This is a genomic window from Alphaproteobacteria bacterium, assembly GCA_020638555.1.
Classification (GTDB): Bacteria; Pseudomonadota; Alphaproteobacteria; order Bin95; family Bin95; genus JACKII01.
The window spans coordinates 1-19,114 of sequence record JACKII010000003.1 but is presented as its reverse complement, the minus strand read 5'-3'; the positions used below and the strand labels follow the sequence as shown (position 1 = coordinate 19,114).

At 65.6% G+C, this 19,114-nt stretch carries 19 protein-coding genes and 1 tRNA gene; 11 read left to right on the top strand and 9 right to left on the bottom strand.

Features of this window, described 5'->3' with window-relative positions:
• Positions 1–325: 325 nt before the first annotated feature.
• Positions 326–703: a hypothetical protein gene (locus H6844_11615; protein ID MCB9930045.1), complete on the top strand. Its 378-nt coding sequence runs from the start codon at positions 326–328 to the stop codon at positions 701–703.
• Positions 704–1,000: 297 nt separating this feature from the next.
• On the opposite strand, the gene H6844_11610 is transcribed toward H6844_11615, so the two are convergent.
• Together H6844_11610 and H6844_11605 are read right to left on the bottom strand one after the other, a co-directional pair.
• Positions 1,001–2,635 (bottom strand): GMC family oxidoreductase N-terminal domain-containing protein, encoded by a 1,635-nt coding sequence (locus H6844_11610; protein MCB9930044.1) that lies wholly within the window; start codon positions 2,633–2,635, stop codon positions 1,001–1,003.
• 126 nt (positions 2,636–2,761) lie between these two features.
• Entirely contained in the window at positions 2,762–3,439 is a 678-nt protein-coding gene (locus H6844_11605) for a glutathione S-transferase N-terminal domain-containing protein (GenBank protein ID MCB9930043.1), read from the bottom strand.
• A 185-nt stretch (positions 3,440–3,624) separates the two neighbouring features.
• Here H6844_11605 and H6844_11600 point away from each other — a divergent pair, with 185 nt between their 5' ends.
• Both H6844_11600 and H6844_11595 read left to right on the top strand, forming a co-directional pair.
• Complete coding sequence (locus H6844_11600) at positions 3,625–4,611, top strand: NADPH:quinone oxidoreductase family protein (GenBank protein ID MCB9930042.1); 987 nt, start codon at positions 3,625–3,627, stop codon at positions 4,609–4,611.
• Positions 4,612–4,615: 4 nt separating this feature from the next.
• Complete coding sequence (locus tag H6844_11595) at positions 4,616–5,371, top strand: enoyl-CoA hydratase/isomerase family protein (protein ID MCB9930041.1); 756 nt, start codon at positions 4,616–4,618, stop codon at positions 5,369–5,371.
• Positions 5,372–5,557: 186 nt separating this feature from the next.
• Here H6844_11595 and H6844_11590 read toward each other — a convergent pair whose 3' ends face one another.
• Complete coding sequence (locus H6844_11590; protein MCB9930040.1) at positions 5,558–6,622, bottom strand: TauD/TfdA family dioxygenase; 1,065 nt, start codon at positions 6,620–6,622, stop codon at positions 5,558–5,560.
• 308 nt (positions 6,623–6,930) lie between these two features.
• On the opposite strand from H6844_11590, the gene H6844_11585 reads away from it, so the two are divergent.
• On the top strand, positions 6,931–7,140 hold the full coding sequence (locus H6844_11585) for a cold-shock protein (protein MCB9930039.1): 210 nt from the start codon (positions 6,931–6,933) through the stop codon (positions 7,138–7,140).
• Between the two features lie 217 nt (positions 7,141–7,357).
• On the opposite strand, the gene H6844_11580 is transcribed toward H6844_11585, so the two are convergent.
• Positions 7,358–8,593 (bottom strand): acyl-CoA dehydrogenase family protein, encoded by a 1,236-nt coding sequence (locus tag H6844_11580; GenBank protein MCB9930038.1) that lies wholly within the window; start codon positions 8,591–8,593, stop codon positions 7,358–7,360.
• 298 nt (positions 8,594–8,891) lie between these two features.
• Between H6844_11580 and pstS the strand changes: the two genes are divergently transcribed.
• The 5 genes from pstS (at position 8,892) to H6844_11555 (ending at position 13,358) form a co-directional block, all read left to right on the top strand.
• Positions 8,892–9,998 (top strand): phosphate ABC transporter substrate-binding protein PstS, encoded by a 1,107-nt coding sequence (pstS, locus tag H6844_11575; GenBank protein ID MCB9930037.1) that lies wholly within the window; start codon positions 8,892–8,894, stop codon positions 9,996–9,998.
• Positions 9,999–10,070: 72 nt separating this feature from the next.
• Positions 10,071–11,165 carry a phosphate ABC transporter permease subunit PstC gene (pstC, locus tag H6844_11570; protein ID MCB9930036.1) on the top strand — a complete coding sequence of 365 codons (1,095 nt, stop codon included), beginning with the start codon at positions 10,071–10,073 and terminating at the stop codon, positions 11,163–11,165.
• A 5-nt stretch (positions 11,166–11,170) separates the two neighbouring features.
• Positions 11,171–12,010 carry a phosphate ABC transporter permease PstA gene (pstA, locus tag H6844_11565; GenBank protein ID MCB9930035.1) on the top strand — a complete coding sequence of 280 codons (840 nt, stop codon included), beginning with the start codon at positions 11,171–11,173 and terminating at the stop codon, positions 12,008–12,010.
• Positions 12,010–12,819 (top strand): phosphate ABC transporter ATP-binding protein PstB, encoded by an 810-nt coding sequence (gene pstB, locus H6844_11560; GenBank protein ID MCB9930034.1) that lies wholly within the window; start codon positions 12,010–12,012, stop codon positions 12,817–12,819. The genes pstA and pstB overlap by 1 nt, the downstream gene beginning before the upstream one ends.
• Positions 12,820–13,025: 206 nt before the next feature.
• Positions 13,026–13,358, top strand: coding sequence for a YegP family protein (locus tag H6844_11555; GenBank protein MCB9930033.1), 333 nt, complete (start codon positions 13,026–13,028; stop codon positions 13,356–13,358).
• 106 nt (positions 13,359–13,464) lie between these two features.
• On the opposite strand, the gene H6844_11550 is transcribed toward H6844_11555, so the two are convergent.
• On the bottom strand, positions 13,465–14,418 hold the full coding sequence (locus tag H6844_11550; protein MCB9930032.1) for a calcium/sodium antiporter: 954 nt from the start codon (positions 14,416–14,418) through the stop codon (positions 13,465–13,467).
• Positions 14,419–14,551: 133 nt separating this feature from the next.
• Here H6844_11550 and H6844_11545 point away from each other — a divergent pair.
• A tRNA-Ser gene (locus H6844_11545) sits at positions 14,552–14,643 on the top strand.
• A 333-nt stretch (positions 14,644–14,976) separates the two neighbouring features.
• On the opposite strand, the gene H6844_11540 is transcribed toward H6844_11545, so the two are convergent.
• The 4 genes from H6844_11540 to H6844_11525 form a co-directional block, all read right to left on the bottom strand.
• Positions 14,977–16,398 (bottom strand): AIPR family protein, encoded by a 1,422-nt coding sequence (locus H6844_11540; GenBank protein MCB9930031.1) that lies wholly within the window; start codon positions 16,396–16,398, stop codon positions 14,977–14,979.
• Between the two features lie 368 nt (positions 16,399–16,766).
• Positions 16,767–17,108, bottom strand: coding sequence for a hypothetical protein (locus H6844_11535; GenBank protein MCB9930030.1), 342 nt, complete (start codon positions 17,106–17,108; stop codon positions 16,767–16,769).
• Positions 17,109–17,152: 44 nt separating this feature from the next.
• Positions 17,153–17,608 (bottom strand): IS110 family transposase, encoded by a 456-nt coding sequence (locus H6844_11530; GenBank protein ID MCB9930029.1) that lies wholly within the window; start codon positions 17,606–17,608, stop codon positions 17,153–17,155.
• A gap of 27 nt (positions 17,609–17,635) precedes the next feature.
• On the bottom strand, positions 17,636–18,079 hold the full coding sequence (locus H6844_11525; GenBank protein MCB9930028.1) for a transposase: 444 nt from the start codon (positions 18,077–18,079) through the stop codon (positions 17,636–17,638).
• Positions 18,080–18,467: 388 nt separating this feature from the next.
• Here H6844_11525 and H6844_11520 point away from each other — a divergent pair, with 388 nt between their 5' ends.
• Positions 18,468–18,914 (top strand): phage terminase small subunit P27 family, encoded by a 447-nt coding sequence (locus H6844_11520; protein MCB9930027.1) that lies wholly within the window; start codon positions 18,468–18,470, stop codon positions 18,912–18,914.
• The last annotated feature ends 200 nt before the right edge of the window (positions 18,915–19,114 follow it).

Sequence of the window (19,114 nt, the reverse complement as noted above, 5' to 3'; positions counted from 1 at the left end):
AATGGGCGCGGACGCCATCCGCGCCCATTCGGAGCGGTCGTGACGCGGTACACTATATTAGAGAACATAACGGAAACATTGGGCGCGATCAATCGGGGGCTGCCGTTGCGGCGCGGGGCTGGCGGCCGGTCCGGTCTTGCTTGATCAGTGCGGCTGTAAAATAGTATTCGAAGGGTTGGGTGCTTGGAAATTCCCAAAAATTGACACAATTCGATTGATACAGATCAAGCAAATCCGAGTGTGTTGGGCGTATCCGCATTGGTTGAAGGTGGTAGTGTTTTGCAATACGTTATCGTCGTTTTAGGGCAGACTTGGAGTAACAGACATGAAGCCCATGATGTTATCGGCCCGGTCGATGATTTTCGGCGCGGTCGGGCTCGCCGTTGTGCTGTCGGTGGCGCCGGTGGGGTTCTCCGGCGATGGCGCACTTCTCGTCGGAGCCTATGCGGCGGACAAGGAGCGGGACCGTGATCGCGACCGTGACCAGGTTCGGGACTGCGACCGCAACAAGGACGGCAAGCGCGACGCCGACTGCCTGCAACAGGATCGTCTGCGCGAGCAGAACCGGGGTCGAGACCGCGAGCGCGACATGGACCGTGATCGCGATAGGGACCAGATGCACGATCGCGACCGTGACCGCAACGGGCCGGGCGGCGGGTCCGGCGGTGGCTCGGGCTCCGGCGGGTCCGGCGGGCGCGGCTAGGGCGCATTCTGTTCCCGCTGGCTCACCAGCCCCGCTTCCCTGTCCCCGCTTGCGCGGGAGATGGGGCAGGAGAGTGGGGCAACCAGTACCGAAAACGCGCTGGCGAATCGCGGGGCGGCTTGGGAAGGCCGTGTGTCCCGGAGCGCGCGGAGCGGGCATCCGGGACCGCTATCGGCCTCCCGAACACCGGCATTACCGCTGTCCGGGAGAGGCCCGTGTTCGGGAGAGCCAGCCGGCCCCGGCTCGCCGCTCCGCGCCGGCCGGGGAACACCGGCCCGGATCCCGGTGGCGATGGGCTCAGGCGGCGGCGCGGGCGCCGGCCTCGGCGTCCGCCAGCACCAGTTCCGCGCATTTCTCGCCGATCATGATGCTGGGGGCGTTGGTGTTGCCGCTGGTCAGCGTCGGCATGATCGAGGCGTCGGCGACCCGCAGCCCTTCCAGGCCGTGGACGCGCAACCGGTCGTCCACCACCGCCATCGGGTCCGAGCCCATCTTGCAGGTGCCGACCGGGTGGTAGGTGGTCTCGGCGTAGTTGCAGATCCAGTTGACCAGATCCTCGTCCGACTCGACGTGCGCGCCGGGCGCCAGTTCCTCGCCGACCACGTCGGCCAGCGGTGAGGTGGCGAACAACTCGCGTGCCTTGCGGATGGCCGCGACCGTGCCGCGGCGGTCATAGTCGGTGGACATGAAGTTGAACTTGATCGCCGGCGGCTCGAACGGATCGGCGGACTTGACGTGGATCGAGCCGACGCTTTCCGAGCGCAGCACGTTGATGTTCAGCGTCACGCCGCGCTGCCTGGCCATGATCAGGTGGCCGTCCTTGTCCAGCTCGTAGAGGAAGGGGGTCATGGCAATGGCGGCGTCGGGGCTTTCCAGCCCCTCGCGCGTCTTGAAATACATGCGGATCGGCGCGGCGGTCATGGCGAAGAAGCCCTGGCCGGTGACGGCGTATTTCGCCGCCTCCATCCAGAGCCGCCAGCCGCGGCCGTTGTCGTTGAAGGTGGCGCCTCTCTCGGTGATCGCAAAGCGCACGCGCGGGCTGTAATGGTCGCGCAGATTCTCGCCGACGCCGCGCAGGTCGTGCACCGGGGCGATGCCCAGTTCGCGCAGGAAATCCGCCTGGCCGATGCCGGAAAGCTCCAGCAGTTTGGGCGAGTTGATCGAGCCGGTGGAGACGATGACCTCGCGCGTCGCGCGGGCCTCGCGGGCCTGGCCGCCGACATGATAGCGCACGCCGACGCAGCGCTTGCCCTCCAGCAGCAGGCGTTCGGCCATGGCGCCGGATTCGATGGTGAGGTTGGAGCGGCCCCGCGCCGGGTCCAGATAGCAATAGGCGGTGGACTGGCGCCGGCCCTTGTTGATCGTCACCTGGGTGATGCCGATGCCTTCCTGGTCGCCGCCATTGTAGTCGGGCGAATGGGGAATGCCGATCGCCTCGGCCGCCCGGATCATGCGGCGGTGCAGGGACGAGATGTCGGTGGGCGTGTCCGTGACCTGCAACGGGCCGGAGCGGCCGCGGAATTCGTCGGAGCCGCCGCGATAGGTCTCCATCTTCTTGAAGATCGGCAGCACGTCGCGATAGCTCCAGCCGCGATTGCCGAGCTGGGCCCAGTGGTCGTAATCCTGCGGCTGGCCGCGCACGAACACCATGCCGTTGATCGACGACGAGCCGCCCAGCATCTTGCCCCGCGGCACGGGAATGCGCCGGCCGCCGGAGCCGGCGTCGGGCTCGGAGGAATAGACCCAGTTCACCGCCGGATTGTCGATCAGCTTGGCCATGCCGATGGGCACGCGCGACCAGAAATAGTTCGACCCCTCCGTGCCGGCCTCCAGGCACAGGACCTTGTACCGGCCGCTGGCGGACAGCCGGTTGGCCAGCACGGACCCGGCCGAGCCGGAGCCGACGACGATGTAGTCATAAGTGGCGGACATGCGCGCTTCCTCGTTGCGTTTGCTTGGCCGCCAGTGAGCCAGCGAACCCTGCCGGGGGCAAGCCCGGAGTGCGGCGGGCGGTGCCGGCAGGCGGCCGCGCACCGCGTCGCGGTCGGGGACGGCGCGTCAGGATTTCTGATAGTTGGACGGGAACATGTTCTTGCGCGACGCCTCGTCCATGTCGGCCTTGAAGGCGTGACGCTCCTTGATCGCCTCGGCGCGGGCGGCGGCGGGGCGGGCGTTGATCCAGTCCATCAGGCGCTTCAGGTTCGGCATGGCGGGCAGGGCGTCGTCGCCGAGCACCACCGGCAGCAGCCGCGCCCAGCCCCAGACCGCCATGTCGACAAGGCTGTAGTCGTCGCCCAGCATGAAGGCCTTGTCGGCCAGGTGCGTGTCGAGAATGCCGTAATGGCGCCGCGCCTCGAACATGTAGCGGTTGATGGCGTAGTCCAGCTTTTCCGGCGCGTGGTGGCGGAAATGGACGGACTGGCCGCTATAGGGGCCGATGCCGGTGGCGACGAACATCAGCCAGGACAGCATTTCCGGCTCCTGCGCTGCCGGTCCCGTGAACTGGCCGGTCTTTTTGGCGAGATAAAGCAGGATGGCGTTGGAATCGAACACGCGGACGCCGTCGTCGACGATGGCCGGGGCCTTGGAATTCGGGTTGATGGCCTTGTATTCGGGCGTGTGCTGGTCGCCCTTGCGGCCGTCGATGGGGATGGCCTCGTAGGGCAGGCCGGATTCTTCCAGGAACAGCGTGACCTTCATCGGGTTCGGGCCGAGATTGTAATAGTATTTCAGCATGGCGGGGAGCCTCCCTCGGTTGCGATGGCAGAGCGGAGCTTACACGAGGTTGCGCGGAGCAGAACCGGCTTTTGCCCGGCCGCCTCCGCCCGGCCCTGTCTTGAGCGGCCCTGTCTTGAGCGGCGGCGGGAAGGCGCTAGGATGCTGCCCGAGAGGATTCCCGCCTAGGAAAGAGAGAAAAGCGCATGCGCGCCTTGATTTGCCGCGAATGGGGGCCGGTGGAAAGCCTGGAGCTTGCCGACGTGCCCGCGCCCGTGCCCGGCCCGGAGCAGGTTTTGCTGACGGTTGCCGCGTCCTCTGCCAATTTCGCCGACAGCATCATGGTCGCCGGCAACTACCAGACCAAGCCGGCCTTCCCGTTCGCGCCGGGGCTGGAGGCTTCCGGCACGGTCGCGGCGGTGGGCGAGCGCGTGACCAGGTTCAAGCCGGGCGACAGGGTGATGGCGATTCTGGCCCATGGCGGCTTTGCCGAGCAGGTGCTGGCGGACGAGGTCGAGACCTACCCGCTGTTCGACGGCATGGACTTCGCCCAGGGCGCGATCTTCCCGGTCGCCTACATCTCCGCCGACGTGGCGTTGCGCTGGCAGGGCCGGGTCGAGGCCGGGGAGACGGTGATCGTGCTGGGCGCGGCCGGCGGCTCCGGCCTGGCGGCGGTGGAGATCGCCAAGGCCATGGGCGCGCGCGTCATCGCCTGCGCCTCCTCCGATGAGCGCCTGGAAATCTGCCGGACGCACGGGGCGGATCATACGGTGAACTACGCCACCGGCTCGCTGAAAGAGGGCGTGATGGCGGCGACGGGCGGCCGCGGCGCGGATGTCTGCTTCGACCCCGTGGGCGGCAAGCTCTTCGACGAGGCGCTGTCGTCGCTCGACTGGGGCGGGCGCTTCGTGCATTTCGGCTTTGTCGGCGGCGTGCCGAAAATCCCGGCGAACCGGCTGCTGGTGAAGCACCGCACGGCGGCGGGGTCCAGCCTGCGCTATTTCCGCTGGCACAAGCCGGAACTGCTGGCGCGCAGCGTCAGGGCGCTGGAGGCGTACTGGCTCGACGGCCGGCTGAAGCCCATCGTCACCCACACCCTGCCGCTGGAACGCGGCGTGGAGGCGCTGCAATTGCTGACCGGGCGCAAGGCCGCCGGCAAGGTGGTGGTCGAAGTGCAGAAGCCGGGAGCCTGAGACCATGGCCATTCATCTGGACCGCCGCGGCGCACACGTCGCCCTCATCACCCTGGACAACCAGCCGAAGCGCAACGCCGCCAGCCGGGCGGACTTTGCCGAGCTCGGCCGCATCTGGGACGAACTGGCGGCGGACGACACCTGCCGCGCCATCGTGCTGACCGGGGCGGGCGACAAGGCGTTCTGCGCCGGCGCCGACCTCTCCGGCGACCTGACGGCGGGCGAGGAGATGTCCCGCCTCGTGCACAAGGGGCTGCAGAAATACACGATCTACCGCAAGCCGGTGATCGCGGCGGTGAACGGCGACTGCATCGCCGGCGGCATCGAACTGATGCTGGCGAGCGACATCCGCCTGGCGGCACCGCACGCCCGTTTCGGCGTGACCGAGGTGAAATGGGGCGTCTATCCCTTCGGCGGGGCGACGACGAAATTGCAGGCGCAGATCGGCTATGTGCACGCCATGGAACTGCTGATGACCGGCAAGCTGATCCCGGCGGAGGAAGCGGCGCGCATCAACCTGATCAACCGGGTGGTGCCGGCGGACAGCCTGCTGGACGAGTGTCTGGCGCTGGCCGAGACCATTGCCGGCAACTCGCCGGCGGCGGTGCAGGCGGTTAAGGAGCAGTATTCCACCAGCGCCTATCTGCGTGACATCGGCAAGGAGCCGCTGGAACAGTCGCTCGGCGACCGGGTGCGGCAGAGCCCGGATTTCACCGAGGGGGTGGCGGCGTTCCTCGGCAAGCGCAAGCCGAATTACTGAGCCGGCGGATAAGGGCACTGTTCCCCGGAGCCTCGCGGAGCGGGCGTCCGGGGCCGGTGTGTCTCGGCGAACACCGCCGCCGCCGGTGTTCTGCGAGGCGTGAGCGATCCCGGACCGGCGCGCCGCACGTCCGGGAAACAGCGGGGGTGAACCGGGGGCGTCGGCGCGCGGCGGCGAAGACGGCGGCTACGCCGGCGCCAGGTCCGGCGTGCGCCGGGCGTGCGTCTTGCCCTCCAACCCCGCCGCCAACTGCGCCGCCGTCCAGCCGAGGCGGCCGTGGCGGATGATGCCGTTGCGGACGATGGCCTCGTCGGCAAAGGGGCGGAAATCCTCGATATTGGTCCAGATGCGCATGAGCAGCCGCGTCGTGTCCTCGGACTGCGCCGGGGCGTGCGGGGCGCGGCCGTGCAGGGTGGTGTAGTTGTTGGCGAACTGGATGTCGCCGGGGTTAAACGGAAACTCGAACATGCACTCCGCCGCCAGTGCGTCGAACAGGTCGAGCAGTTCCGTCTCCTCCGCGCTGAAACCGCCGGCGCGGTCGGCGGCCTTGGTCATCCAGTTGCGGTTGTAGCGGCAGGAGACCGTGCCGTCCGCCGTGCTGAACACCGGCACGCGATAGCCGGTGGTCGGCGTTTCGGCGGGGTCGTGCTCGTTCTGGCGGTCCCAGGGAAAGCCCGCATAGAGGCGGGGCAGCAGGTGCGGCGCGCGCTCGCGCACGAGGTTGTGCACGGTGAGCGAACTGGCGAGGCGGCTGGGCGGCGAGTCCTCCGGCTGGCGCACGCACAGCAGCGAGACCACGTCGGCCAGGTCCACGTGCAGCGAGACCTTGCCGGGATTGCCGACGCCGCGGGTGCCCTGGTTCGGGCGCAACCGGCCCTCGGTCACATAGTGGATCAGGTTGCCGTCGCCGTTCTGGGTCAGCCCGGTGCCGAGATGGGCGCAGAAGCCCCAGTACATGCGCTCGATATCGCCGAGGTCCCGGCCCTCGACCGGAAAGCCGTGCAGCAGCGCGATGCCGCGGCCGCTGCGCAATTCCTCGCGAATGCGGGCAATGGTGCGCTGGCAATGGGGCAGGGGAAAGTTCGCGGTGGTGATCCGTTCCAGCGGCAGGGCCCTGGCGCCGGTGCAGGCCTGTTCAAGGTCGGAGACTTCGGCCGCGGCCAGGGTGATCTCCCAACGCCGGTTGGCCGCCAGGTCCGCGGCGGTCCAGGCGGCGGGCTCGATGATGGGGTGGTCGAACGGGGCAGGCATGGCATTTTCCTCCGCCGAAGGCGATTGTTTGCCGCAATGGTGACGCCTACGGGCGCGGAATCAAGGGTGAACCGCCGGCAGCCGGACCCGGCGCGGCTGCTTCTTTGGAGGCAGCCGGGGCGGAATTCGAGCGATTTCCCTTGAAAAAACTCTACCATGGCTTATCTAAACACCGTCTCACAATCGAATCTTCTGTGTGCGGCGCTTACGGTAACTACCTTCGGCCTCTATACATTACGACGACCTGCTGAGATGAAGAAGCAGTCAGGTGTTTCTGACTGCGAGTAAACTACCGAAAGATTTGTTACATGACCCAAGGTACCGTGAAGTGGTTCGATTCCGTCAAAGGTTATGGCTTTATCCAGCCCGATGATGGTTCGAAGGACGCTTTCGTGCACATCTCCGCCGTTGAGCGCGCCGGTCTTTCCGGCCTGAGCGAAGGCCAGGTCGTGAAGTACGAGCTGCAACCGGGCAAGAACGGCAAGTCCTCTGCCGAGAATCTGACCCTGGTGAAGTAAGCTCGCTCGCGGGCGGCCGGCTTTTCGAAGCCGGCGAACCATAATGCCGGCGGGAGGCGATCTAGCATCGCGTCCCGCCGGTATTTTTTTGAGGCCGGTACGCCCCCGGCGGCTCTCGTGAACACGGGCGCCGGCGGTGTTCGGGGGGATGAGGCCGGTCCCGGCCCGCCGCTTTGCGGCAGCCGGGAGACAGGGGGGGGGCGATCGCGATGGGGGGCTACAGGTCCAGGTCGCCCTTGAACAGGCGCTGGGCGATGGTGCGGGCCAGGATTTCGTTGGTGCCGTCGGCGACATTGGCCTGGCGCACGCGCGCATAGGCCTCGTGCAGGCCCAACTCGTTGGTGAAGCCCATGGCGCCGTGCGTCTGGATCGCCTGGTCGATGGCCCGGGCGGCCACCTGCACCGAATAGGCCTTGGCCATGGAAAGCTCCTTGATCGCGCGCTCGCCGCGGTCCAGCAGCAGGGCGACGTTCAGGCCCATCAGGTGGGCGGCGTGCACCTCGGTCGCCGCATTGGCGAGCGGGAAGCTGACGCCCTGGTATTCGGCGATGGCGTGGCCGAACGCCTGGCGCTGCTGCGCGTAGTCGATGGCCATTTCCAGCGCCCAGCGGGCGAGGCCGACGGCGCGGGCGGCGTTGTAGATGCGACCCATGGAAACGCCGAGCAGGCCGATCCTGAAACCGTCGTGCAGCGTGCCGACCAGCTGCCACGGCTCCACCTCGACCTCGTCGAACACGGTGATGCCCTCATAGCCGCCGATATGGCCGTGCATGCGGATGATGCTTTCCACCTGGATGCCGGGGGCCGAGGTCGGCACGAGAAAGGCGCTGATGCCGCCTTGCTTCTTCGCCGCCCGCTCCGGGTCGGTCTGGGCGAAGACGATGACATAGTCGGCAATCGGGATGTGCGTGGTCCAGATCTTGCGGCCGGTGATCTTCCAGCCCTTGTCGGTCGGCACGGCGCGGGTCTGGAGCATGGCGGCGTCGGATCCGGCGCCGGGCTCGGACATGCCGAAGCAGAGCATGGTGCGGCCGGCCATCATGTCCGGCAGCACGCGCTCGCGCGCTGCGTCGGTGATGGCGGTGAGCACGGCGCTGGGGCCGAACGCCCAGTGCGAGATCACGAAATCGCAGAGCCAGTGGTGCGGGCCGCAAAGGCGGTAGACCTGCTCGATCAGCGTGTAATAGGCGATCATGCCGAGGCCGGCGCCGCCCAGCGACTCCGGCACGGAGACGTTGAAAAACCCGGCCTTGGCGGACGCCTGGCGCACGGCGCGGATCTGGGCGATGGCCTCGTCGCTGAGGCGGCCATCGGCGCGGAAGGTGTTGCGCGGGTCGTTCAGCACGTCGTGGTGCTTCTCGTGCCGGCCGATCACCTCGGCGCGGCAGAAGGCTTCGACGGAGCGGGCAACCTGTTGCAGGTCGTCGGGAATGGCAAAGGCGATGGCGGTCATGGCGTGGGGTCCTGCCCTGGTGGGATCGGTGTGGTTGGCACCGATGCTAGCCGTTTGGCCGCGAATTGCGATGGCCGCGTTTGTGGGGCGCGCGATGCGGTTTGGGCGCGGGGAATGCAGCCCGGCGCGCGATGGCGGCCAAGCCTGCGGCAGTCTGCCCCGCCGGGCTTGGGCGGGAAATGTTACGCGCTGTCACAAAACCGCAACGCGGCCTTTCTAGAAGGGCCTCGCGCAGACGGAAACCTGCCTGCGCCGGACGCGAGCCCCGGCGGACGACGTGTCGTCCCGGGCTCCGCACATGACACCAAGACGAGTTGGTCGTTCACACCAGCACGGAGTAAGTCTCTTGAAGTTCTCGAACCTGAAAGGCGCGATTGCGGCAGCCGGCTTTGCCCTGGTCGCTTCGCTTTCCACCGCAAGCGCGGCCGACATTTCCGGCGCCGGTGCGACATTCCCGTATCCGATCTATGCCAAGTGGGCCGACGCCTACAAGAAAGCGACCGGCATCGGCCTGAACTATCAGTCGATCGGCTCCGGCGGCGGCATCAAGCAGATCAAGGCCAAGACCGTCACCTTCGGCGCCTCGGACGCGCCGCTGTCGGGCAAGGACCTGGAAAAATACGGCCTGGTCCAGTTTCCCATGGTGATGGGCGGCATCGTGCCGGTCATCAATGTCGACGGCATCGCCGCCGGCGCGCTGACGCTGGACGGCAAGACCCTGGCCGACATCTTCCTCGGCAAGATCGGCAAGTGGAACGATGCGGCGATCCAGGCGCTGAACCCCGACGCGAAGCTGCCGAACCAGGCCATCGCCGTCGTGCACCGCTCCGACGGATCGGGCACCACCTTCAACTTCACCTACTATCTGTCGGACGTCAGCGCCGACTGGAAGAGCGAAGTCGGCACCGAAAAGGCCGTGCAATGGCCGGTCGGCATCGGTGCCAAGGGGAATGAGGGCGTGGCCAACAACGTCGCCAACACCAAGGGCTCCATCGGCTATGTCGAGTATGCCTATGCCCTCCAGAATGGCCTTCCCTACGCCAAGATGATGAACAAGGCCGGCAAGGTCGTTGCCCCGACCGCCGAAGCGTTTGCGGCGGCCGCGGCGAGTGCCGACTGGGCCTCGAAGCCGGGCTATGGCGTCATCCTCGCCAACCAGCCGGGCGATGCGTCCTGGCCGATGACCGCCGGCACCTGGATCCTGGTCTATGCCCAGCCGAAGGACGCGGACGCGACCCGCGAGGCGCTGAAATTCTTCGACTGGTCGTACAAGAGCGGCGCGGGAATGGCCGACGAACTGCACTATGTGGCGATGCCCGAGAGCGTCGTGAAGCAGGTCGAGCAGACCTGGTCGAGCGAGATCAAGGACGCCAAGGGCATGTCCGTCTACCAAATGACGAACTAGCCTGTCATTCTGGCACCATGATTTGGGGCGGGTTGAACAGGCCCGCCCCTTTTGTCGATTGAACCGTCTCCAATGGCCCTTGTTGGCGCGCCCGCTGTCGCTTCCGGCAGATGCGATGGTCGCTGGGCGGTAGGCCGGTCGCGCTGGCGATGGAATGTGAGGGAGAGGCATCGGGTGGCTGATATTAGTCTGCGGCGAGAGAGAGTCGGCGGCCGAGCGGTCGTTGCGCGCCGGGATGTTCTCAAGCGGTTGCGCAGCCTCGACCGTTCGTTCCGGTGGGTGACCAAATCGGCCGCCATCAGCGTCCTGGTCATCCTGAGCGCCGTGATCCTGGCGCTGGTCGAGGGATCGCTGCCGGCCCTGAACCACATGGGCCTGGAGTTTTTCTACACCGAGAGCTGGAACCCGGTGACCGAGAAATTCGGCGCGCTGGCGGCGGTGTACGGCACCGTGATGACCACGATCATCGCCATGCTGATCGCCGTGCCGATCGGCCTGATGGTCGCGCTGTTCCTGACCGAGCTTTGTCCGATGAAGCTGCGCCGGCCGATCGGCATCGCCATCGAACTGCTGGCCGGCATTCCCAGCATCATTTATGGCATTTGGGGCCTGTTCGTGCTGGCACCCTTCCTGCAGCAGACAGTGCAGCCGTTCCTGATCGAAGTGTTCGGGCCGTTCCCGGTGCTCTCGTCCGTCTTTGCCGGGCCGCCCTATGGCATCGGCATCCTGACCGCCGGCCTGATCCTGGCCATCATGGTGCTGCCGTTCGTCACCTCGATATCCCGCGACGTGTTCGAAACCGTGCCGCCGGTGCTCAAGGAGGCCGCCTACGGCATCGGTTGCACCACCTGGGAGACCTTCCGCTATGTGGTTCTGCCCTACACGCGCGTCGGCGTGGTCGGCGGCGTCATGCTGGGACTGGGCCGGGCGCTCGGCGAGACCATGGCGGTGACCTTCGTCATCGGCAATGCCCACCGCATTTCCACCTCGATCCTGGCGCCCGGAACCACGATTTCCGCAACCATCGCCAACGAGTTCACCGAGGCGGACGGCGACATCTACACCTCCTCGCTGGTCGCGCTGGGCCTGCTTCTGTTCGCCATCACATTCGTCGTCCTGGGCGGCGCGCGCTATCTGTTGCAGCGCGCCGAGAAGAAGGGGAGGTGAGCGCCATGAATCCGGTTTACCGCCGCCGTCGCCGCCGCAACACGGCCGCCGTCGTGTTTTCGCTCGGCGCCACCCTGCTGGGCCTCACGGTGCTGGCCCTGGTGCTGGGCGTCCTGCTCTGGAACGGTTTCGGCGGCCTGTCCGTCGCGGTATTCACCGAGATGACGCCGCCGCCGGGATCGGACGGCGGCCTGCTCAACCCCATCGTCGGCAGCCTGATGCTGACCTTGGTGGCCATCCTGATCGGCACGCCGATCGGAATTCTGGCGGGCACCTACATGGCCGAATACGGCCGCAACGACACGCTGACCTCGGTGATCCGCTTCATCAACGACATCCTGCTGTCGGCGCCGTCCATCGTCATCGGCCTGTTCGTCTACGAGATCATGGTCTATCCGATGGGCCATTTCTCGGGCTGGGCCGGTGCGGTCGCCCTGGCGCTGATCGTCGTTCCGGTGGTGGTGCGCACCACCGAGGACATGCTGTCGCTGGTGCCGAACCATCTGCGCGAGGCGGCATCCGCCCTGGGAATGCCACGCGCCTATGTCATCCGGCATGTCTGCTATCGCGCTGCCGGTGCCGGCATGCTGACCGGCGTGTTGCTGGCGGTCGCCCGCATCAGCGGCGAGACCGCGCCATTGCTGTTCACCGCGCTCAACAACCAGTTCTGGAGCACCGATCTCAACGCGCCGATCGCCAGCCTGCCGACGGTGATCTTCCAGTTTGCGCTCAGCCCGTACGAAGAGTGGCAGAAACTCGCCTGGACGGGCGCGCTGATCATCACGTTTGCGGTGCTGGCCCTCAGCATCGGCGCCCGCACGCTTGTCGGTTCGAGGAAACCCTGATGGACGCCATTCACACCCAGACCCCGCCCTTCGAGGCATTGCCCGCCGGCGACCTCGATCCGATGCTCACCATCCGCGACCTGAACTTCTATTACGGTTCCACCCGCGCGCTGAAAGACATCAACCTGTCGCTCTACCGCAAGCGGGTGACCGCGTTCATCGGCCCTTCGGGATGCGGAAAGTCGACCCTGCTGCGGGTTCTCAACCGCATCTACGATCTGTATCCGGGCCAGCGCGCAACCGGCGAGGTGCTGCTCGACGGCGAGGACATCCTGTCGCCCCGGCAGGATGTGAACCTGCTGCGCTCGCGCATCGGCATGGTGTTCCAGAAGCCGACGCCATTTCCGATGACCATATACGAGAACATTGCCTTCGGCGTGCGGCTCTATGAAAGTCTCGACAAGACGGATCTCGACGAGCGCGTGGAGTCGGCCCTGCGCCGCGCCGCGCTGTGGGACGAGGTCAAGGACAAGCTGACCGCCAGCGGCCTCAGCCTTTCCGGCGGCCAGCAGCAGCGCCTGTGCATCGCCCGCACCGTCGCCATCAAGCCCGAGATCATCCTGCTCGACGAACCGGCGTCCGCCCTCGACCCGATCTCCACGGCCAAGATCGAGGAGCTGATCGACGAGCTGAAGGAGGAGTATATGATCGCCATCGTCACCCACAACATGCAACAGGCGGCCCGCGTCTCGGACTTCACCGCCTTCATGTATCTGGGCGAACTGGTCGAATATGCCGAGACCGACGAAGTCTTCACCGTGCCGAAGCAAAAGCGCACGCAGGACTATATCACCGGCCGCTTCGGCTGACCGGCAGGTCGCCGGCGGGAGTGTCCGGCGCTGCCGCCGGCGCACCGCTGGGTTGCGGGACTGCAACCGGGATGCTTGACGGGCCGGCGCCTTGGTGCGACTTTTTCAAAGTCGTGCGATAAAAACGCACGCAACATCATGAATTGGCTGCAATCGTTGATATCGGCACGCAGCCTGCCTCATGTCAGACAAGGAGATGCAAGGTCGTGGCCGGGAAATTCGAACTTTACAAGGACAAGGCGGGCGAGTTCCGCTTCCGCCTGAAGGCCGGCAACGGCCAGAACATTCTGGCGAGCGAGGGCTACAAGCAACGCGCCAGCGCCGAAAACGGCATTGCTTCGGTGAAAACCAACGCGCCCCACGATGCGCGCTACGAGCGCAAGGACACCAAGGCCGGCAAGTTCATGTTCAACCTCAAGGCCACGAACGGCCAGGTGATCGGCACGAGCGAAAGCTATGAGTCCGAGGCCGGTCGGGACAACGGCATCGAGTCGGTGAAGACCAACGCGCCGGACGCGCCGACCGAAGATTTGACCTGAGACGACACCGGCCCCGATCCCTCGGGGCCGCCCCGTTGCCGTCAGTGCCGGGAGCCGGCAATACTGCCCGCCGCGCGTCGAGCCCGGTGTGGCGATCGGCGCGGGCTCAGGTGCAGGTGTAGAGCCAGCCGATATAGGCGGCATAGCCGCCCAGAAACAGGCCGCCTTCGATCCGGTTGAGGCGACCGCCGGTCAGCATCAGCGGCAAGAGCAGGATCGACGATCCGAGCATGACCCAGATATCGACCTCCGTGAATTGCGGGTCGACCGGGATGGGAACCGCGGAGGACGTGAATCCCAGGATCGCCAGCACATTGAAAATATTGCTGCCGATGACATTGCCGAGGGCGACGTCGGCATGGCCGCGCCAGGCGGCCACGACGACGCTGGCCAGTTCCGGCAGCGACGTGCCGAGCGCCACCAGGCTGAGACCGATCACCGCCTCCGACACGCCCAGGCTTCGGGCGGTCTCCGTGGCGCCGTAGATCAGCAATTCCGCGCCAATCAGCAACGCCCCGAGGCCAAGCGCCAGCATGACCATGGCGCCCGCCACGCCGCCGGGCGGCGAGGGGACCTCTTCGGCCTCGCTCTCGTGGATTTCCGCCCCTCCGTTGCGCCCGCGCCGCTCCATCCGGAATGTCAGAAAGACGAAGCCAGCCAGAACCACCAGCATCAGGCCACCCTGCCAGCGCGCTATGATGCCGCTGAACGCCAGGGCCGCCAGGGCTGCCGCGCTCAGGGCCATCATGGTCCCGTCGCGGAACACCAGCGCGCGGGCGCAGGGCAGGGGGGTGATCACCGCGGCCACGCCGAGGATCAGCAGGATGTTGGCGATATTGCTGCCGATGACATTGCCGATTGCGATAGATGCCTTGCCTTCCAGCGCGGCGCCCAGGGACACGACCATTTCCGGCGCCGAGGTCGCCATGGCGACCACGGTGAGGCCGATGAGGAGCGGCGAAATATCGAGTGCGCGCGCCGTTCCGACCGCACCCCGTACCAGGGCTTCGCCGCCGACAAAGAGCAGAGTCAAACCGGCGACCAGACTTAATGTGACCATGGGGTGAGGCAACTCGGTCAGGGGAGCGATCGTTTGGATATAGGGTGTTAGTTGGCACGAAAAAGCGGTGCATGCCAGGATTGACAGGATCGGGCGAGGATCGTACACACGAGGCCCGTTGGCGCGGATCGCTGGGCAGGTGGGTGAGTGGCTTAAACCAGTGGATTGCTAATCCGCCGTACCCCTTATCGGGTACCGAGGGTTCGAATCCCTCCCTGTCCGCCATCTGTTCTCATGACAATGTTCTCCGCATCCGGCTTCGGCCGGATGTTTTCGTTGTATTCCAGGGTTATGGCGAATGGGCTTGTGACCTCGGTGGACGGTGTCGTGGCCGAATTCGTGCTCTCTCGGCCGTTATTCTCCGAAGCTTGTGACTCCGACGGTTCGGCACCTGTTTTGTAATGCATTGATTTGGTGATAGTTTCCCGGCCGAAGGTCTCCGGTTCGAAGCCGGGTGCGCTCGCGTCGAAGGGAACCGGGGTCGAAATATCCCCCTGATTTTTCTCTTGCCGACCGGATTGGGATCGAAACGGAAACAATCTGGGTTGGCATGCAGCGTCATGCATTTTGCGCAATGGTTTGAGCCGGCGCGCGGAGGCCCGCTTCCTCTGCCCTGTCCAACAAGTCCAGAAGGCGCTTTGCCTGAACTTCGTTTGGCGGACGGCCAGCTTCGCCACAGGCGGCGTGAAGTGCGGCGTCGTCAGGCCCTAGCACCAATCGGCGGCGGCGCAATTCCTCCCGCAAACGAATCCACTCGCGGCTTGGGATTGCCAGCACGGTTTGCATGGCCCGCAGATCATCATCGACCACGCCTTTCGCCTGCCGTTCGCGGCGCTCGCTCCGGTCGACATCTTTTCCGACCAGCCAAGCATTGAAGCCAGCCGCGATTGGCACGGCCGTTTTCATCGCGACCTCGCGACACGCCTGCTGTTTTGCCCACTCGGTGATGTTCTGGCCCTCCCGTGGTGGCGAGCGCAGCACCTGCATCATTGCCTCGCCAATGGCGTCCAACTGTCGGTGGAAGACTTCGTCAAGGCCTTGAGCGCCCCAGATGCGGCGGTAGTCCAGTCGGCCTCCGTTTGTCTGCTCAGCCGCGAGGCGCGCGAGGCGGGCACAGATATAGGCAACGACCTGGGCCCGATAGCCGCCCTCGTACCAATGTGCCGCGGATACTATCTTTTCGGAGGCCCGGAAAATTATGGCCCTGGCCACGGCGTCCCGGAACCAGTCATCGGTGTATTCAGCTCTTTTCCGCTCTGCCTTCCAATCGTCGGTCACGGCCTTTGCGAACAGTATGAAGGCCTTTTCGGCGCCGCGGCACGAGGTGTCGGGTTCGCCGGCGAAGCACGTCTCGACTTTGGCAAGGTCGGTCTTGGTTATAACCTGGGACTTTGGATGGATGCGCTGGAAATGCGACTTCTGGGCTGCCGTCAGCGCGGCTTGGTCATTCAGATACTGGCCTCGCGCCCGCTCGTAATACCAGTGGGTCTGGACCTGCGATCCGTCGGTCGCGGGCGCCAGGATCCGCCGCGAGATCTCTTCGATCCGTCGGTGGAAGGCGTGGTTGGCAAAGAAATCGCTGGCGCGCACCGCATTCTGGCTGTTCGCGTAGCGTGAGATCAGGGGGATCAGCTGCTCTCCGACAGTGGGTGCGACCACCGACAGTTTGACGGGCACAAACACCCTGCCGGCAGGGAGTTTTCGGTCCCGGAGTGCCGTCGCCAGCGAGGCCGTGGTCCGGGCGCCGTTTACGATCTGCAGGTCTGTCAGGCTGGTGATCAGCGCGCCACCCGGCCCGTCCTCGCCAACCTCCATCGCCGATGCGGTGGCCGCTATGCCATTGTTGTAGGCGAAAAACCGTCCGGGCTCCTCGGCCAGCGTCTTCTGGATGCCACGGTTGACATTGCCCCGGCGGCCCAGAAACGTGCGGACATTGCCCTCAAGCAGCCGGCTGCCGTGGCGGATATAGATTTCTGCCAAGGCCTCCCCCGGCATGATGGCTAGAGCGGAGTCTTTTCCAGCGGGCTCACCCGCCCAGTCTCCCTGTCCTCGCGGCAGCGGCAGATGGGGCGGAAGGGTGGGTCAACCAGGACCGAAACCGCTCTAGGAAGGCCACGTAGTCTCCGTCCGCGCCGGTTGCGCGCAATGCCCAGCGCCCATCCTGCTGGCGGCCGGTCTGGAGGGTGACGGACTTCGCCGGGCGCGCTACAGGAGGACGTTTGGTGGTCAAGAGCAGCAGGCTAGGCCGGTCGGGCGGCTCGAAATCGGCGTAAAGGTCCAATGGATGCGTTGCATCGACCCTTTGCTGCACTGCGGTCGTGGACCGACGCAGTGATTCCCAAAGCCGCTCAATCATCGATGTCCTCGTCGACTGCAGGCTCGTCATCGAACAACCCGAATGCTTCCTCCTGCTGGGCGATGCGGTTGAGCCGGTAGCGGACATAGCGCTTGCGGGCGTTCGGATCGCGTTCGCCGGGGAAATGGAGGGCCAGGGCCGGCAGGATCAGGCTATCGTCCAGGAAGGTCTTGTCTCCAAGCTGCCCCCGCACGAGGTAGAGAAGCAGCAGCGGCGACGACATCACGAAGCGGGCGTCGTCCTCGGGAATGCGTTTGGTGTCAAGCGTGCGCTCCCGCGCCTCGTCGATTTGCTCCCTGGTCAGACCACAGAGAACGTCGCGACTGCCACCCACCCGCGCCCGAGACCCGGAAATCAGAACCGAGGCAACTGTGTTTGTCAGGCTATCCTGATTGGGGTCTGTTTTCGGATCATTGCGTTGATGATGACGAGGAACTGGCGTGCGATTGCAATGAGGATCGTCTTGGGAGCCTTACCCTTGAGCCGCAGTCTGTCACGCATGGCGGTGAGGGCTGGAATGCAGCGGGAAGCAGAGAGGGCCGCGATGGAGAGAGCCTCACGGACCTTTCGCCGACCACCCCAGATGCGTCGTGCCCCGCGCCATGTTCCGCTTTCTCTGGCATGAGGTGCCAGGCCCGCGAGGGAAGCGATGCGGCGCCTGCAAAGTGTGCCGAGTTCGGGCAGTTCGCCCCGGATCGTGGCGAGAACGGTCGGGCCAATGCCTGGTACATCGGTCAGGAGTTTCGCCTGTTGGGCCAGAGTGGGATCGTCCTTGATGAGGCGGGCGATGCGCTGATCGAGTTCGGCGATCTGACCGTTGAGAAGATTGATCATCGCTTCGATCGCGGCGGCGATCTCCGGTTATCCTGCGCTGTGGCGGCGCAGTTTTTCGGCCTTTCGCATCTCGACCAACTGCCTGCGCCGTCTCAGGAAATCGGACAAACGGGTGCGCGCCGGGCTGAGCGGGATTGTGACGGGCAAATCGAGCACGGCGCCCATGCGCGCAAGCAGATGGGCATCGACCCGGTCAGTCTTGGCGAGCACGCCGGTGGCGCGGGCGAACTCGCGGGCCTGGCGCGGGTTGACGCGGCAATAGGGATGGCCTTGCCCTGCGAGCACGCGGATCAGTTCGCCATCGCATTCGCTGGTTGCTTCGAAGACGACAAGGGCATCGCGTTCGAGCGTCTCGAGAAAGGCCGCGATGGCCGAGGGTGTGTTTGGGATTTGATCGACTGTCCCGTCGGGCAGATGGAACAGATCGATGAAGGCGCGCGAGAGATCGCAGCCAACGACGGCTTGTGGCATGGTAAGAACTCCTGTCCATGTCGTGCGGGATCGCTGGTCCCAAGCAACTGTTCAGGGTTCAAGGAACGCGGAAGGGGCCCATGCTCCCGCACGGGCTCTACACCCTCGGGGGGGACGGGCTCCCTTCCGCACCCTCACTCTCGCACAGTTCAGACAGACAGGGGGGGAGGTCGAATCTCTACAGGGCTTCGATCACGGACCGGCGCGGGTCCTTCACACAGAGAACCGCGAAATTCCCGACCGGGTATCCCCATGACCAATCTACCGACAAAGCCCGCATTCCTGCGGGTTTTTGCCTTGAGGAGCCATTCCTAATGACCCGCAGGAGTCGACAAACTCGGGGGGTGCAAGGGGACAACTTCCCGATCGAACCGATCATGGCGCAGCGATGAGGGGCCGGAAACCGAAACCGACGGCGCTGAAGCTGATCGAGGGCAATCGCGGCAAGCGGCGGGTCAACGGGCGCGAACCGAAGCCGCCGACGACCCAGCCGACCTGTCCTGTGCACCTGTCGGCGACGGCGAAGACGGAGTGGCGGCGGGTCGCCGGCACGCTGAACGAGATCGGGATTCTGACGCAGGTCGACCGGGCGGTGCTGGCGGCCTACTGCCAGGCCTATGGCCGCTGGGTCGAGGCGGAGCGCAAGCTGGCAGAGACGCCGCTCTTGCTGAAGATGCCCGCCGGCTATGTCCAGGTCTCGCCCTGGCTGACGATCTCGAACAAGCAGGTGGAATTGATGCTGCGATTGATGGCGGAACTCGGTCTCACACTGTCGGCGCGCTCGCGTCTGGCCATCCGCTTTCCGACCGCCCCCAGGCCGTGGGAGTTCGACTGATCACGTCGGCCTCGGTGCGATGTGGTTCTGCACAAGTTTTGAACGCGGGCCTGACCTGATGGGATGGGAAAGTTGGGCCATCCCCGCTCATGCGGGGGAGGCGCCCGGTTCGGCATCCCCCTGACCGAGAAGAAAGGTTCATCCCCGCTCGTGCGGGGGAGGCGCTGCCCTTCGGTCGGCCGCGGCGCTTCTTCTCCGGT